Origin of the sequence: Azospirillum agricola (assembly GCF_020005195.1) — a bacterium.
In the GTDB taxonomy this organism is placed as follows: Bacteria; Pseudomonadota; Alphaproteobacteria; order Azospirillales; family Azospirillaceae; genus Azospirillum; species Azospirillum agricola.
Genome location: NZ_JAIFZR010000002.1, coordinates 101,402 through 116,492, shown reverse-complemented (window position 1 = coordinate 116,492; position 15,091 = coordinate 101,402). Strand labels below are relative to the sequence as shown.

Here is a 15,091-nt window from a genome sequence, read left to right as displayed (position 1 = left end):
AATGTCACGCGCGGCGCCGTCGGCTGTTGCCTGTGGTGGTGAGCCTTGTGCTACACCTGCGACACCCTGCCGCGTCTTGGCAACGATCAGGAACGAGCGCGCCCCGATGACCGAACAGCTTCAGGAATCGTCCCCGGACCTTTCGTTCCTGAACGGCGGCGGCGAGCTGGGGAGGCTGATCGCCGGGTTCGACTGGCCGTCGACCGGGCTCGGCCCCATCGCCGGCTGGCCGCCCAGCCTGCGCTCCACCCTCGCCGTCGCCCTGCGCTCGCCCGTGCCGATCGTCACGCTGTGGGGCGGGGACGGCGTGATGATCTACAACGACGCCTATTCGGAATTCGCCGGCGGACGGCACCCGCGCCTTCTCGGCTCCAAGGTGCGCGAGGGCTGGCCCGAGGTCGCCGACTTCAACGACAACGTCATGAAGATCGGGCTGGCCGGCGGGACGCTGGCCTACGAGGACCAGGAACTGACGCTCGACCGCAACGGCGTTCCGGAGCCGGTCTGGATGAACCTGGACTATTCCCCGATCCTCGGCGAGGACGGCACGCCCGCCGGGGTCATCGCCATCGTGGTGGAGACCACCGCGAAGGTGTGCGCCGAACGGGCCGCCCGCGAGGCGCTCGACGCCCTGAAGGCGCAGACGGAGGCTCTGGCCATCATCAACCGGACCGGCACCGCCCTGTCGGCCGAACGCGACCTCGACCGCCTGACCCAGATCGTCACCGACGCCGGGGTGGCGCTCAGCGGCGCCGAGTTCGGCGCCTTCTTCTACAACGTCCAGGACGAGGCGAGCGGCAGCTACATGCTCTACACCCTGTCGGGGGTGGACCGCAGCGCCTTCGCCGGCTTCCCGATGCCGCGCAACACGGCGGTCTTCGCCCCGACCTTCGCGGGGGAGGGGATCGTCCGTTCCGACGACATCACGACGGATCCGCGCTACGGCCGCAACGCGCCGCGCTCCGGCATGCCGGAGGGGCACCTGCCGGTGCGCAGCTATCTGGCGGTGCCGGTCAAGTCGCGCAACGGCGAGGTGATCGGCGGCCTGTTCTTCGGCCATTCGCGGGCCGGCCGCTTCGACGCCGCCGTCGAGGACGGCCTGTCGAGCCTCGCCGCCCAGGCGGCGGTCGCCATCGACAACGCCCGGCTGCTCCAATCGGTGCAGGAGGAGAACCGCTACCGCGCCCACGCCGAGGCGGCGCTCCGCGACCTGAACGCCAGCCTGGAACGGCAGGTGGCCGAGCGGACGGCCGACCGCGACCGCATGTGGCGGCTCTCGACCGACATCATGCTGGTGGCCGGCCTCGACGCCACGATCACGGCGGTCAACCCGGCCTGGACCCTGATGCTGGGCTGGACGGAGGCCGAGCTTCTCGGCCGCTCCTTCATGGATCTGGTCCACCCCGACGACCGCGCGGCGACGCTGGCCGAGGTCGCCAAGCTCGGCCGGGGGGTGACGACCTTCCGGTTCGAGAACCGCTACCGGCGCAAGGACGGCAGCCATTGCCTGCTGTCCTGGACGGCGGTTCCCGACCACCGCTTCATCCACGCCGTCGGCCGCGACGTCACCGCCGAACGGGAGGCGGCGGAGACGCTGCGGCGGACGGAGGCGGCGCTCCAGCAGGCCCAGAAGATGGAGTCCATCGGCCAGCTCACCGGCGGCGTGGCGCACGACTTCAACAACCTGCTCCAGATCATCGCCGGCAACCTGCATCTTCTGCTGCGCGACGTCGCGGGGGACGAGCAGGCGCGGCGGCGCGTCGCCAACGCCCTGGCCGGGGTCGAGCGCGGCGCCAAGCTGGCGAGCCAGCTCCTCGCCTTCGGCCGGCGGCAGGCGCTGGAGCCGAAGGTCGTCAACATCGGCCGCTTCGTCACCGGCATGGGCGACCTGATGCGCCGCACCATCGGCGAGGCCATCGAGGTCGAGGTGGTGATCGCCGGCGGCCTGTGGAACACGCTGGTCGATCCCGCCCAGGTCGAGAATGCCCTGCTGAACCTCGCCATCAACGCCCGCGACGCCATGGACGGGCATGGGCGGCTGACCGTGGAGGTCGGCAACGCCTTCCTCGACGACGCCTACACCCTCGGCCACGCCGACGTACGGCCCGGCCAATACGTCATGCTGGCCGTCACCGACACCGGCAGCGGCATGACGCCGGAGGTCATGGCCCAGGTCTTCGAGCCCTTCTTCTCGACCAAGCCGGAGGGCAAGGGCACCGGGCTCGGCCTGTCGATGGTGTACGGCTTCGTCAAGCAGTCCGGCGGGCATGTGAAGATCTACAGCGAGCCCGGCCAGGGCACGACGGTGAAGCTCTATTTCCCACGCGTCCACCAGCGCGAGGACGTGATGATCCCCGTCGCTTCCGGCCCGATCGCCGGCGGCAGCGAGACGATCCTGGTCGCCGAGGACGACGAGGGGGTGCGCGCCACCGTGGTCGAGACGCTGGGCGACCTCGGCTACCGCGTGCTCACCGCGCGCGACGCGGCCAGCGCCCTGACCGTGATCGAGAGCGGCGTCCCGATCGACCTGCTGTTCACCGACGTCGTCATGCCGGGGCCGCTGCGCAGCCCCGATCTGGCCCGCAAGGCGCGGGAACGGCAGCCCGGCATCGCCGTGCTGTTCACCTCGGGCTACACCGAGAACGCCATCGTCCATGGCGGCCGGCTCGACGCCGGGGTCGAGCTGCTCTCCAAGCCCTACAGCCGCGAGGCGCTGGCGCGCAAGCTTCGCCATGTGCTGGCCAACCGCGCCCAGCGCCTCCAGGACCCCGCCCCGGCGGCGCCCGAGGCCGCCGACCCCGGAAAGGGCGAGGCGGACGACGCCGGCCTGTCCGTCCTGCTGGTCGAGGACGACGCCCTGATCCGCATGGCGACGGCGGACATGCTCCAGGATCTCGGCCACAGCGTCGTCGAGGCGGCCAGCGCCGAGGAGGCGATGGCGGCGCTGGAGGATATGGCGGTCGAGGTTCTGGTCACCGACCTCGGCCTGCCCGGCCTGTCCGGGGCGGAGTTCGCGGCCCGTGTCCGCGCGCTCCGCCCGCGGATCGGCATCATCTTCGCCACCGGCCAGGACGACCCGCCCAGGCTGGACGACGGGCGGGGAACCACCCGCCTGCTGCGCAAGCCCTACGACAGCAACGGCCTCGCCGCCGCCCTGCGGGCCGTGCGGGCCGGGCGCGGCGTCGGGTAGCGCCGGGGCCGGCGGCGGACGGATTGCCGGTGCGGATTGCCGGTTCCCTGCGCCGGGCAATCCCTCTATGAGTAGGGAGCGAGCGTCCGCGCCCGTTCCCTGGTCCAGCATCCGGACGTCCCGCATGGCAACGATCCACGAGGCCCTCCTGATCGCCCTCGACCATCACCGGGCAGGGCGCCTGAACGATGCCGCGACGCTCTACCGCCGCGTGCTGGAGGCGGATTCCGGGCAGCCGGACGCGTGGCAGTTCCTCGGCGTGCTGCACGCCCAGAGCGGGCGGGCGGCCACCGGACGGGCGATGCTCCACCGGGCGGCGGCCCTGCGGCCGGACGGGGCCGGGACCCACTCCAACCTTGCCGGCGTCCTCCAGACGCTGGGGGAATCGGCCGCCGCCGAGGCCTCCTACCGGCGCACCCTCCGGCTCGCCCCGACGCTGGCCGACGCCCACGCCGGGCGGGCCAGCGCGCTGCGCGCGCTCAGCCGGGCGGACATGGCGCGGGATTCCGCCATCCGCGCCCTGGCCCTGGAGCCGGCGCACGGCGAGGCGCTGGCGAACGCCGCCGACGCCCTGCTCGCCTGCCACCAACCCGACGACGCCGAGGCCGCGGCGCGCCGGGCGCTGCGGATGCGGCCCGATCTGACCGCCGCCTGGATGACGCTCGGCTCGGCGCTGACCATGGCCGACCGCTGGGAGGAGGCGGTCCCCGCCTACCGCACCGCGCTGGCCCTGGATCCCCGCTATGGCGAGGCGTGGGAGAACTGGGCGGCGCTGCTCGCCAAGCTCGGCCGCTTCGGCGAGTCCCTGGCCGGCTTCGACCGCGCCGAGGCGCTGCGCCCGTCGCCGCTGCTGTGGGTGACGCGCGGCATCGCGAAGATGGCCATGGCGCGTCCGGCCGAGGCGCTGACCGATTTCGACCGGGCGCTGGAGTCCCGGCCGGACGATTCCGGCCTGCGCTGGAATCGCGGTTTCGCCCGGCTGCTGATCGGCGACTACGCCGGCGCCTGGCCGGAGGTCGAGCATCGCCGGGCCGACACGCGGACCGAGCTGCCCTGGCGCACCTTCCCGCAGCCGACCTGGCGCGGCGAGGACGTCGCCGGCCGCACGCTGCTGCTCTACGCCGAGCAGGGCTTCGGCGACACGCTGCAATTCGTCCGCTACGCGCCGCTCGCCGCCGCACGCGGCGCCCGCGTGCTGCTGGAGGTGCAGCCGCAACTGGTCCGGCTACTGTCCGGCCTGCCAGGGGTGGAGCGGGTCTTCGGCCGCGGCGAGCCGCTGCCCGACTTCGACCTGGAATGCCCGCTGATGAGCCTGCCGCGCGCCTTCGCGACGGAGCCGGACTCGGTGCCGGCCGCCCCCTATCTGCGGCCGGATCCCGCGCAGGCCCGGCGGTGGCGGGACCGGATCGGCGATGGGGAGGCGCTGAAGGTCGGGCTGGTCTGGGCCGGCAACCCGCGCTTTCCCGGCGACCGCCTGCGCTCGCCGCGCCTGGAGGGGATGCGCGCCGTGCTGGACGTGCCGGGCGTGCGAGTCTTCGGCCTCCAGGCCGGCCCCGGACGCGCCGACCTGGAGGGCGCCGACCTGCCGCCGGGCTTCACCGACCTCGGCCCGGAGTTGAAGGACTTCACCGACACGGCGGCGATCATGGCCAACCTCGACCTCGTGATCTCCTCCTGCACCGCGCCGGCGCATCTGGCGGGAGCGCTGGGCGTGCCGCTGTGGGTGGTGCTGCCCTTCTCGCCGGACTGGCGCTGGCTGCTCGACCGCGAGGACAGCCCCTGGTACCCGACCGCCCGCCTGTTCCGCCAGACGCGGGTCGGCGACTGGGCAAGCGTCGGCCGGCGCGTCGCCGACGCGCTCCGCTACCGGCAAGCGGAGCGCCAGCCGGCGGACTGAGTTCGGCTCAGCCGCGCCCGCCGCCCGCCAGGATGGTTTCCTGCAAGGCCAGCACGCCGGCCCCGATCACCCCGGCGCTTTCCACCTGCGGCACATACTGGATGTCGAGGTGGCGCGTCGACAGGGCGAGCGAGCGCTGATAGACGCTCTGCCGGATCGAGGCGAGCAGCAGCGGCCCGATCTGGGCGACGCCGCCGCCGATGAAGACGTGCGACGGGTTGAAGAAATTGACCACGGCCGCCAGCATGCGGCCGATCTGGACGCCGGCCCGCTGGACGATCGCCGCCGCCGCCGCGTCGCCGGCCCGGCTGGCGTTCCCCAGCTCGACCGGGCTGATGAAGCCGTTGAGGTCGAGGATCTCCCTCAGACGCAGGCTCTCGCCGGCGCGCGCCGCCTCCTCGGCCATGCGGGCGATCGCCGGGCCGGCGGCCATCGCCTCGACGCAGCCGGCGTTGCCGCAATGGCAGAGCGGGCCGTTGGGATCGACGCAGATGTGCCCGACGTCGCCGGCCGAGCCGTCGGCCCCGCGATAGACGGTGCCGTGGCAGATCACGCCGCAGCCGATGCCGGTGCCGACCTTGACCACCAGGAAATTCTGCAACTGGCCGCGCAGGCGCCAATGGGTGCCGAGCGCCATCACGTTGACGTCGTTGTCGACGAACACCGGCGCGCCGTACTCCGCGCCCAGCTCGTCGCGGATCGAGAAGCCCTCCCACCCCGGCAGCAGCGGCGGGTTGACCAGCAGGCCGCTGTCGAAGGCCACCGGGCCGGGCACGCCGACGCCGATCCCCAGCACCCGGTCGCGGGTCAGGCCGTGCCGCTCCAGCGCCTCCCCCAGCAGCGCGCGCGCGCGGACGAACAGCGCGGCCGGACCGGCCTGGACGTCGGCCGGCTCCGACCGGTGGTCGAGCAGAGTCATGTCCGGGGCCAGCAGCGCCACGTCGAGGCTGGTCGCGCCGACGTCGATCCCCGCCAGCACGCCCATCCGGTGGCTCAGGTGCAGCATCTCCGGCCGGCGCCCGCCGGAGGAGGGCAGGTTGCCGCCCTCCTCGATCAGGCCGCGCCCGATCAGGCTGGCGATGACCAGGTTCGCCTTGCTCTTCGAGAAGGCGGCCGAGCTGGCCAGCTCGCCGCGCGACAGGCCCGCCGACCAGAACAGGCGCTCCAGCAGGGCGCGCTCGCCGGCCGACAAAGGCTGCCAATTCACCACGGACCGCACCCTCCCCCTCCCCGCTTTTCCCGACGCCTGGGCCTTGTCCCACCCGATCCGCTCCATGCCGCCGAACCACTCCCGGCGCGACCCGATCGGAGCACAGATCGGTTTCGGAGGAAACAGACTTCAAGCCCGGACCGGGCCATCTTAGATCATATTATGGCCGAAGATGACCATTGTCTGTCCAAACTCGTCTTTGTATGATGGACGGACTGAAGGAAGCGGCGACGGGCGCCCCGGCCCCCGGACGACACGCTCCGCATCGGGAGAAACGTCATGGCCGATCTCGTTCGTCCGGGTGTCGCCCGGTCGCGGCAGGAGGAACGGCACGGGCCGCGATGGTCTCCGCGAAAGGCGGCGCCATGAGCCTGCATGTCGCCTTCGAGGGCATCACCAAGGAATTCGGCGCCGTCCGCGTGCTGCACGGCGTCAGCGTCGAGCTTCAGCCCGGCCGCGTCTACGGTCTGCTGGGCGAGAACGGGGCCGGCAAATCGACCCTGATGAAGATCCTCGCCGGCTACCACGCCCCCACCGCCGGCACCCTGCGCATCGACGGGGAGCCCCGGCGCTTCGCCTCGTCGCGCGAGGCCGAGCAGCAGGGAATCGTGCTGATCCACCAGGAACTCAGCCTCGCCGACGACCTGACCATCGCCCAGAACATGTTCCTCGGCCACGAGATCCGGCGCGGCTGGCTGCTCGACGACCGGGCGATGCGCCGGAAGGCGGAGAACGCCCTGCGCCAGGTCGGCTTCGAGGGCGACCCCGACCTCAAGGTGCGCGACCTGATCGTCGCCGAGAAGCAGCTCGTCGAGATCGCCAAGGCGCAGGTCCGCAACGCCCGCCTGCTGATCATGGACGAGCCGACCGCCAGCCTGACCCCGGCCGAGTGCGAGCGCCTGTTCGCCCTGATCGGGCGGCTGAAGCGCGACGGCGTGACCATCGTCTACATCTCCCACAAGCTGGACGAGGTGGAGCGCATCACCGACGAGGTCATCGTGATGCGCGACGGCCGCTTCGTCGCCCGCGCCCCCACCGCCGAGACCTCGCGCCACCACATGGCGACGCTGATGGTCGGCCGCGAGCTGACCGACCTGTTCCCGGCCAAGCGGGTGGCACCGACGTCGGGCACGCCGCTGATGTCGGTGCGCGGCTTCACGGTGCCGGGCTGGGCGGAGGCGGTGGATTTCGATCTGTGGCCCGGCGAGATCCTGGGCTTCGCCGGGCTGGTCGGCGCCGGCCGCACCGAGCTGTTCGAGGGCATCCTGGGCCTGCGCCCGCACAGCGCCGGCCGCGTCACGCTGGAAGGCCGGGAGGTTCGCCTGCGCAGCCCGCGCGAGGCGATGCGCCACGGCCTGACCTATCTGAGCGAGGACCGCAAGGGCAAGGGCCTGCATGTGAACCGGCCGCTGCGGGACAACCTCACCCTGATGACGCTCGACCGCCACGCGCACCCCCTGCTGTCCGGCCGTTCGGAGGACGAGGCGCTGGGACGCGCCGTCGCCGCCTTCGGCGTCCGCGGCGACCCGGAGGGCCGGGCCTCCTCCCTGTCCGGCGGCAACCAGCAGAAGCTGGCGATCGCCAAGTATCTGGAGCCCGACCCGCGCGTGTTCGTGCTCGACGAGCCGACGCGCGGCGTCGACGTCGGGGCCAAGCGCGACATCTATTTCCTGGTCGAGCGGCTGGCCGCCGAGGGGCGGGGCGTGATCGTCGTCTCGTCGGAACTCATCGAGCTGATCGGGCTGTGCCACCGGGTGATCGTGATGCGGGGCCGCCGGGTGACGGCGACCCTGCCCGCCGAGCGGCTGACCGAAGAGGAGTTGATTGCCCATGCCATCGGCACCCACCCCCGCCACTGACACGCCTCCCGGCGCGGACGCGGCCGGCAAGCCGAAGGCGCCGTCCCGGCGCTTCGACCCGCACCGCTACGGCCCGCTGATCGGGCTGGGGCTGCTGCTGGTCGTCGGCACCCTGCTGAACCCGGATTTCGCGACCTGGGACAACTGGATGAACGTGCTGACGCGCACGGCCTTCATCGGAATCATCGCGATCGGCATGGGATTCGTCATCATCTCCGGCGGCATCGACCTGTCGGTCGGCTCGATGGCGGCGCTGATCGCCGGCGTGATGATCCTGGCTATGAACGCGCTGGCCGGGTCGCTCGGCTCGCCGGTGCTGGTGGTCGTGGTCGGCATGCTGGCCGCCGTGGCGCTGGGCGGCGCCTTCGGGCTGGCGCACGGATTTCTCATCACGCGCGGGCGGATCGAGCCCTTCATCGTGACCCTCGGCACGCTCGGCATCTTCCGCGCGGTGCTGACCTGGCTGTCCGACGGCGGCGCCATCACGCTCGACAGCGACCTCGCCGACGTCTACAGCCCGGTCTATTACGGCAGCCTGCTCGGCATCCAGACGCCGGTCTGGATCTTCGTCCTGGTGGCGGTGGCCGGCGCGGTGCTGCTGAACCACACGCCCTTCGGCCGCTACGTCCAGGCCATCGGCTCGAACGAGCTGGTGGCGCGCTACGCGGCGGTCGACGTCGACCGGGTGAAGCTGCTGACCTACGGGCTGCTCGGCGCCTGCGTCGGCATCGCGACGGTGCTCTACGTGCCGCGCCTGGGCTCCGCCTCGCCGACCACCGGCCTGCTGTGGGAGCTGGAGGCGATCGCGGCGGTCATCGTCGGCGGCACCTCCTTCAAGGGCGGCGAGGGGCGCGTCGCCGGCACGGTGATCGGCGCCATCCTGCTGTCGGTCATCAGCAACATCCTGAACCTGACCAGCATCATCAGCGTCTACCTGAACGCGGCGGTGCAGGGCTGCGTGATCATCGCCGTCGCCTTCCTGCAACGGCGGCGGCCGTGAAGCCATCATGGACCAACCAGAAAACAACGGTGGAGAAAACGTCATGACGGAAGTTGCGACAGTCACCCGGCGCGCTGTCCTCGGCGCCGGCGCGGCCTTGGCAGCGCTGGCCGGGACCGGCGGGTTCGCCCTGGCGGCGGAGACGGTGAAGCTCGGCGTCTGCATCCCGGCGGCCACCCACGGCTTCACCGGCGGCATCGTCTGGTGGGCCAACGAGGCCAAGAAGGAGCTGGAGAAGGCCCACCCGAACCTGAAGATCACCATCAAGACGGCCGGCGGCGCGCCCGAGCAGGCCAACCAGCTCCAGGATCTGGTGACCGTCACCAAGATCGACAGCCTCGTGATCTTCCCCTTCGAGTCCGCCGCCCTGACCCAGCCGGTGGCCCAGGCCAAGAAGAAGGGCGTCTACGTCACCGTCGTCGATCGTGGCCTGACCGACACCAGTGCGCAGGACGCCTACATCGCCGGCGACAACACCGCCTTCGGCCGCATCCCGGCGGAATACATCGCGAAGAAGTACAATGGGAAGGCGAACATCGTCGCGCTGCGCGGCATCGCCACCACCATCGACAACGAGCGCTGGAACGCCTTCACCGAGGTGATGAAGAAGCACCCGGACATCAAGATTCTCGACGCCAAATACGCCAACTGGAACCGCGACGACGCCTTCAAGGTGACGCAGGACTATCTGACCCGCTTCAAGGAGATCGACGTCGTCTGGGCGGCCGACGACGACATGGCCTTCGGCGTGCTCAAGGCGATCGAGCAGGCCAAGCGGACCGACATCAAGGAGGTCTTCGGCGGCGCCGGCTCCAAGACCATGGTGAAGACCATCCTCGACGGCTCCAACCCGCTGATCCAGGCCGACGTGTCCTACTCGCCGAAGTTCATCTACGACGCCATCAAGCTGACGGCCGAGGCCCGGCTGAAGGGCGCGGCGCTGCCGGCCACCCACATCATCCCCTCGGCGCTGATCACCAAGGACAACGCCAAGGACTTCTACTTCCCGGACTCGCCCTACTGAGAAGGGTTCGGCAGGGCATCGCACCGCACATCGCGACCATCCCCCGACCCACGTCATGCCCGGCCTTGAGCCGGGCATCCAGGGCCGCAAATTCCAGGACAAAGGTTGCGCGTGGATGGCCGGGCCAAGCCCGGCCATGACGGGCGGGGCGGATTTCGCGAGCAGGGCGGTTCGACACCGGCGCATCGGATGGAGAGGACGTCGATGAAGACGATCAAGGGACCCGCCATTTTCCTGGCGCAGTTCGCCGGCGACGCGGCGCCGTTCAACTCCCTGGAGGGGATCGCCCGCTGGGCCGCCGGTCTGGGCTTCAAGGGCGTGCAGATACCCTCCTGGGACCGCCGCCTGTTCGATCTGGAAAAGGCGGCCACCAGCGCCGCCTATTGCGACGAGGTGAAGGGCGTCCTGGCCGACGCGGGCGTCGCGCTGACCGAGCTGTCGACCCATCTCCAGGGCCAGCTCGTCGCCGTGCATCCGGCCTACGACGCCATGTTCGACGGCTTCGCGCCGCCGGAGCTGCGCGGCCGTCCGGAGGCCCGCCAGGCCTGGGCGGTGGAACAGCTCATGCTGGGGGCCAAGGCGTCGGCCAATCTCGGCCTGACGGCGCACGCGACCTTCTCCGGCTCCCTCGCCTGGCCCTTCCTCTATCCCTGGCCGCAGCGCCCGCCCGGCCTGATCGAGACCGCCTTCGACGAGCTGGCGCGGCGCTGGCGGCCGATCCTCGACGCCTTCGACGAGGCCGGCTGCGACCTCTGCTACGAGGTCCACCCCGGCGAGGACCTGTTCGACGGCACCACCTTCGCGATGTTCCTCGACCGCGTCGGCGGCCACAGGCGCTGCAACATCCTCTACGATCCCAGCCACTTCGTGCTGCAACAGCTCGACTACCTCTCCTACATCGACGTCTTCCACGACCGCATCCGCATGGTCCATGTGAAGGACGCGGAGTTCAACCCGAGCGCCTACCAGGGGGTCTATTCCGGCTACGCCTCCTGGCCGGAGCGCGCCGGGCGCTTCCGCTCGCTGGGCGACGGGCAGGTCGATTTCGGCGGCATCTTCTCCAAGCTCACCCAGTACGGCTTCGACGGCTGGGCGGTGCTGGAATGGGAATGCTGCCTGAAGCATCCCGAGCAGGGCGCCGCCGAGGGCGCCCGCTTCATCAACGACCACATCATCCGCGTCACCGACCGCGCCTTCGACGATTTCGCCGAGGCCGGAACCGACCTCGCCGCGAACCGCCGCATCCTCGGGCTGGGGTGAGGAGAAGAGGCATCATGGGCAAGAACGGCGCATCCCCGCCCCCCACCCCGACACCCCTCGGGCGGCGCCTGCGGCTGGGCATGGTCGGCGGCGGGCAAGGGGCGTTCATCGGCGGCGTGCACCGCATCGCCGCCCGCCTCGACGACCGCTACGAGCTGGTCGCCGGCGCCCTGTCGTCCGACCCGGACCGCAACCGGGCGAGCGGCGCCGAGCTGTTCCTGGCGCCGGACCGCCGCTACGCCGACTTCACCGCCATGGCGGCGGCCGAGGCGGCGCGGGACGACGGCATCGACGTGGTGGCGATCGTCACCCCCAACCATCTGCACCACCCGGCGGCCAAGGCGTTCCTGGAAGCCGGCATCCATGTGATCTGCGACAAGCCGCTGGTCCACACGATCGAACAGGCGGAGGAGCTGGCGGCGCTGGTCCGCGACCGCGGGCTGGCCTTCGTGCTCACCCACAATTACAGCGGCTACCCGATGATCCGGCAGGCCCGCGCCATGGTCGCGGCGGGCGCGCTGGGGCCGCTGCGGGTGGTGCAGGTCGAGTACGCGCAGGACTGGCTGGCCACCCCGGTCGAGGCGACCGGCCAGAAACAGGCGGCGTGGCGCACCGACCCGGCGCTCAGCGGGGCCGGCGGCTGCATCGGCGACATCGGCACCCACGCCTTCCAGCTCGCGGAATACGTGTCGGGGCTGGCCTGCCGGTCGCTGGCCGCCGACCTGTCCTCCTTCGTTCCCGGCCGCAGCCTGGACGACAACGCCCACATCCTGATGCGCTACGGGTCGGGCGTGCGCGGGATGCTGTGGGCCAGCCAGGTCTGTCCCGGCAACACCAACAACCTGAAACTGCGGATCTACGGCGAGGCGGGCGGGCTGGAATGGCAGCAGGAGCGCCCGGAGGAGCTGCGCGTCTCGCCCCTGGGCGAGCCGGCGCGGACGATCCTGCGGAACGGACCGGGCGCCCTGCCCGCCGCGACCCGCGCGTCGCGCATCCCGGCCGGCCACCCGGAGGGCTATCTGGAGGGCTTCGCGCAGATCTACCGCGACGCCGCCGACCTGATCACCGCCCATCTGGAGGGGCGCCCGCCGCCCGACGCGGCGGCGGATCTGCCGACGGTCGAGGACGGCCTGCGGGGAGTCCGCTTCATCCACGCCGCCGTGGAATCCAGCCGCCGCGACGCGGCCTGGGTGGAACTGTGAGGCCGGCGGCTCATCCGACACGTCATGCCCGTGCTTGGCACGGGCATGACGAAGGGTCGCTGGGCGGTCGTTCCCTCGCGCCCCCTCAATAGCTGCGGGTCATCTCCGAAACCGGAGGCGCCTCGGCCCGGTCGTGCGACGAACCCTCGCTCCAGCCAAGCCGCTCGTGCGAGCCGCCGCCCTCCAGCCGTTCCTTGATCGGGCAGTGGCCGCTCATGCCGCGCGCGACGAGGGCGGCGCCGACCAGCCCCATGATCGCTCCCGGCACGCTGGCCCCCTTGCGCAGGCCGCCGGCCGCGACGGCGAGGCCGAGGCCGGTCGAGAGGACCCGCTCGCCGAATCCGAGATTCTGGTCGCCATGGAAGGCGCTGTCGTAGGCGTGGCGGATGGTGGATTGGGCGCTCATGGCGACTCCGTGGAAAGGGTGCGTGTCAGTGTGCCCCTTCCAACGGCCGGAGCGGCCTCCTGTTCCGCCGTCCCTCAGCCGCCGAACAGATCCAGTTCCGGATCGGGCGCGCTTTCGGGATCGGTCAGGTCGGTGCAGCCGATGCCGATCAGGCGGAAGGCGCGACCGTCCACCTCGCGCTCCAGCAGGGCCAGCCCGGCGGCGAGGATGGCGTCGGCCGAGCGCGTCGGCTCGACCCGGCGGGAGCGGGTGAGCTGCTGGAAATCCTTGGTCTTCAGCTTCAGCACCACGCTGCGGCCGAGCAGCCCCTCGCGCTCCATCCGGCGGGCGACCTTGGCGGCGAGCGGGCGCAGTTCCTCGATCAGCGCCGGCAGGGTGGTCATGTCCCAGTCGAAGGTTTCCTCGGACGAGATGCTCTTGCTGACCGATTCCGGCTGGACCCGGCGCTGGTCCTCGCCGCGCGCGAAGTTGAACAGCACGCGGCCCATGGCGCCGTAGCGCTTGACCAGCCAATGCTCGTCCTTGTCCTGGAGGTCGCCGACGCGGGTGATGCCGTCGGTGAACAGCCTGCGCTCCAGCGCCGGGCCGACCCCCCACAGGATGGTGACGCGCCTGGGCGCCAGGAAGGCCGCCGCCTCGCCCCGGCCGAGCACCGAGAAGCCGCGCGGCTTGTCGAGATCGGACGCGATCTTCGCCAGCAGCTTGTTGTAACTGAGGCCGATGGAGGCGGTGATGCGCAGGTCCGTCTCGAAGCGGCGGACGATCTCCACCAGCGCCTGGGCCGGGCTGATGCTCAGCCGCTCCTCGACGCCGGTCAGGTCGAGATAGGCCTCGTCGATGCTGATCGGCTCGACCAGCGGGGTGAAGGCGGCCATGATGGCGCGGGCCTGATGGCCGACCTCCCGGTACTTGGCGTGGTCGGGCCGGATGATCGTCGCGTCGGGGCAGCGGTCGAGCGCCTCGCGGATCGTCATTGCCGAGCGCACCCCCGACATGCGCGCGACGTAGCAGCAGGCGGCCACCACCCCGCGATGGTCCTCGCCGCCGACGATCACCGGGCGGCTGGCCAGCTCCGGCCGGTCGCGCTTCTCCACCGTGGCGTAGAAGCTGTCGCAATCGATGTGGCCGATGGGCAGCGCGTGCAGTTCCGGATGGCGGAACAGCCGCCGGCTGTCGCATTTCGGGCAGCGCGCCGCGTCCCCGCGCAGGGCGGCGGCGCAGTCGCGGCAGACGCAGGATGCGGTCATGGCGTGCCCTATGCTCCCCGGCTGCCCCACGCGGAATTCCCCAAGTCCCGCCAGGAGCCACGCGGTTCTGCTTAGCAGACTGCGGCGAACCGGACCAGTCCTTGAGTACGAACGAGGAACACTCCAACGGCGGCCGGACTCAGCGCAGCACGTCCCCCTCCACCGCCAGCTTGCCGGCGACCACCGCCGCCTGGGTGCGGCTGACCACGTTCAGCTTGCGCAGAATGCTGGAGACATGGACCTTCACCGTCTGCTCCGAGACGTTCAGCTCGCCGGCGATCTGCTTGTTCAGCTTGCCGTCGACGATCATGGTCAGGATGCGCAACTGCTGCGGCGAGAGGCTGGCGAAACGGCGGGCCGCCTCCGCCTCGTCGGCCTCCGGACTGCCCAGCCCGCCCAGCGGCGGCGCCCAGACGGCGCCGCCGAGGATGGCGCGGATGGCGTCGGCCATCGCCGCCATCGACAGGGATTTCGGGATGTAGCCCGAGGCGCCGTAGGCCAGCGCCCGGCGGATGGTGTCGGAATCCTGCAAGGCCGACAGGATGGCGACCGGCACCGTCGGGTGGTGGGCCAGCATCAGGAACAGCCCGGCGAAACCGTTGGTCCCCGGCATGTTGAGGTCGAGCAGCACGAGGTCGACGTCGTCCGGCCGCTCCGCCACCGCCGCCATCACCGAATCGAGGTCGAGGCATTCGACCACCGCGACCTCGGGCATCGCCTTGCCCAGCGCGTCGCGCAGCGCCGCCTGGACCAGCGGATGGTCGTCGCCGATGACAATCGTCGTCCGGGTCATGGC

Annotated in this window: 11 protein-coding genes; 7 read left to right on the top strand and 4 right to left on the bottom strand. The window is 71.3% G+C overall.

All coding sequences use genetic code 11. The annotated features are described in order from the left end of the window. The first annotated feature begins 106 nt into the window (after positions 1-106). Both JN22_RS34740 and JN22_RS03355 read left to right on the top strand, forming a co-directional pair. On the top strand, positions 107-3,190 hold the full coding sequence (locus JN22_RS34740; RefSeq protein ID WP_211099564.1) for a response regulator: 3,084 nt from the start codon (positions 107-109) through the stop codon (positions 3,188-3,190). Positions 3,191-3,314: 124 nt separating this feature from the next. After that, complete coding sequence (locus JN22_RS03355) at positions 3,315-5,087, top strand: tetratricopeptide repeat protein (RefSeq protein ID WP_085552578.1); 1,773 nt, start codon at positions 3,315-3,317, stop codon at positions 5,085-5,087. Between the two features lie 7 nt (positions 5,088-5,094). Here the strand turns inward: JN22_RS03355 and JN22_RS03350 are convergent, their stop codons facing one another. Next, entirely contained in the window at positions 5,095-6,297 is a 1,203-nt protein-coding gene (locus JN22_RS03350) for an ROK family protein (protein ID WP_211099563.1), read from the bottom strand. A 365-nt stretch (positions 6,298-6,662) separates the two neighbouring features. Here JN22_RS03350 and JN22_RS03345 point away from each other — a divergent pair, with 365 nt between their 5' ends. The 5 genes from JN22_RS03345 to JN22_RS03325 all read left to right on the top strand — a co-directional run bounded on the left by JN22_RS03345 (position 6,663) and on the right by JN22_RS03325 (position 12,642). Continuing rightward, complete coding sequence (locus JN22_RS03345) at positions 6,663-8,156, top strand: sugar ABC transporter ATP-binding protein (RefSeq protein ID WP_085553393.1); 1,494 nt, start codon at positions 6,663-6,665, stop codon at positions 8,154-8,156. Then, a complete protein-coding gene (locus JN22_RS03340; RefSeq protein ID WP_085552576.1) occupies positions 8,128-9,156 on the top strand; it encodes an ABC transporter permease in 1,029 nt (342 codons plus the stop codon). Before JN22_RS03345 ends, JN22_RS03340 begins: the two co-directional genes overlap by 29 nt. Before the next feature lie 43 nt (positions 9,157-9,199). Beyond that, positions 9,200-10,180, top strand: a complete 981-nt coding sequence (locus tag JN22_RS03335; RefSeq protein ID WP_085552575.1) for a substrate-binding domain-containing protein — start codon at positions 9,200-9,202, stop codon at positions 10,178-10,180. A gap of 204 nt (positions 10,181-10,384) precedes the next feature. Further along, complete coding sequence (locus tag JN22_RS03330) at positions 10,385-11,440, top strand: sugar phosphate isomerase/epimerase family protein (protein WP_085552574.1); 1,056 nt, start codon at positions 10,385-10,387, stop codon at positions 11,438-11,440. A gap of 14 nt (positions 11,441-11,454) precedes the next feature. After that, positions 11,455-12,642, top strand: coding sequence for a Gfo/Idh/MocA family protein (locus JN22_RS03325; RefSeq protein ID WP_085552573.1), 1,188 nt, complete (start codon positions 11,455-11,457; stop codon positions 12,640-12,642). An 85-nt stretch (positions 12,643-12,727) separates the two neighbouring features. Here JN22_RS03325 and JN22_RS03320 read toward each other — a convergent pair whose 3' ends face one another. From JN22_RS03320 to JN22_RS03310, 3 genes are all read right to left on the bottom strand, one after another. Next, positions 12,728-13,048: a YgaP family membrane protein gene (locus tag JN22_RS03320; RefSeq protein ID WP_085552572.1), complete on the bottom strand. Its 321-nt coding sequence runs from the start codon at positions 13,046-13,048 to the stop codon at positions 12,728-12,730. Positions 13,049-13,122: 74 nt separating this feature from the next. Continuing rightward, the gene (locus JN22_RS03315) at positions 13,123-14,295 is read right to left on the bottom strand and encodes a DNA polymerase IV (protein WP_085552571.1); all 1,173 of its coding nucleotides are present in this window, start codon (positions 14,293-14,295) and stop codon (positions 13,123-13,125) included. Between the two features lie 139 nt (positions 14,296-14,434). Beyond that, positions 14,435-15,088: a response regulator transcription factor gene (locus tag JN22_RS03310; RefSeq protein WP_085552570.1), complete on the bottom strand. Its 654-nt coding sequence runs from the start codon at positions 15,086-15,088 to the stop codon at positions 14,435-14,437. Positions 15,089-15,091 lie beyond the last annotated feature (3 nt).

Bases quoted from the DNA above. Each gene is read 5' to 3' on its own strand.
- JN22_RS03345 (WP_085553393.1), top strand. From the start codon at position 6,663: ATGAGCCTGCATGTCGCCTTCGAGGGCATCACCAAGGAATTCGGCGCC.
- JN22_RS03325 (WP_085552573.1), top strand. From the start codon at position 11,455: ATGGGCAAGAACGGCGCATCCCCGCCCCCCACCCCGACACCCCTCGGG.
- JN22_RS03315 (WP_085552571.1), bottom strand. From the start codon at position 14,295: ATGACCGCATCCTGCGTCTGCCGCGACTGCGCCGCCGCCCTGCGCGGG.
- JN22_RS03340 (WP_085552576.1), top strand. From the start codon at position 8,128: ATGCCATCGGCACCCACCCCCGCCACTGACACGCCTCCCGGCGCGGAC.
- JN22_RS03310 (WP_085552570.1), bottom strand. From the start codon at position 15,088: ATGACCCGGACGACGATTGTCATCGGCGACGACCATCCGCTGGTCCAG.
- JN22_RS03355 (WP_085552578.1), top strand. From the start codon at position 3,315: ATGGCAACGATCCACGAGGCCCTCCTGATCGCCCTCGACCATCACCGG.
- JN22_RS03335 (WP_085552575.1), top strand. From the start codon at position 9,200: ATGACGGAAGTTGCGACAGTCACCCGGCGCGCTGTCCTCGGCGCCGGC.
- JN22_RS34740 (WP_211099564.1), top strand. From the start codon at position 107: ATGACCGAACAGCTTCAGGAATCGTCCCCGGACCTTTCGTTCCTGAAC.
- JN22_RS03330 (WP_085552574.1), top strand. From the start codon at position 10,385: ATGAAGACGATCAAGGGACCCGCCATTTTCCTGGCGCAGTTCGCCGGC.
- JN22_RS03320 (WP_085552572.1), bottom strand. From the start codon at position 13,048: ATGAGCGCCCAATCCACCATCCGCCACGCCTACGACAGCGCCTTCCAT.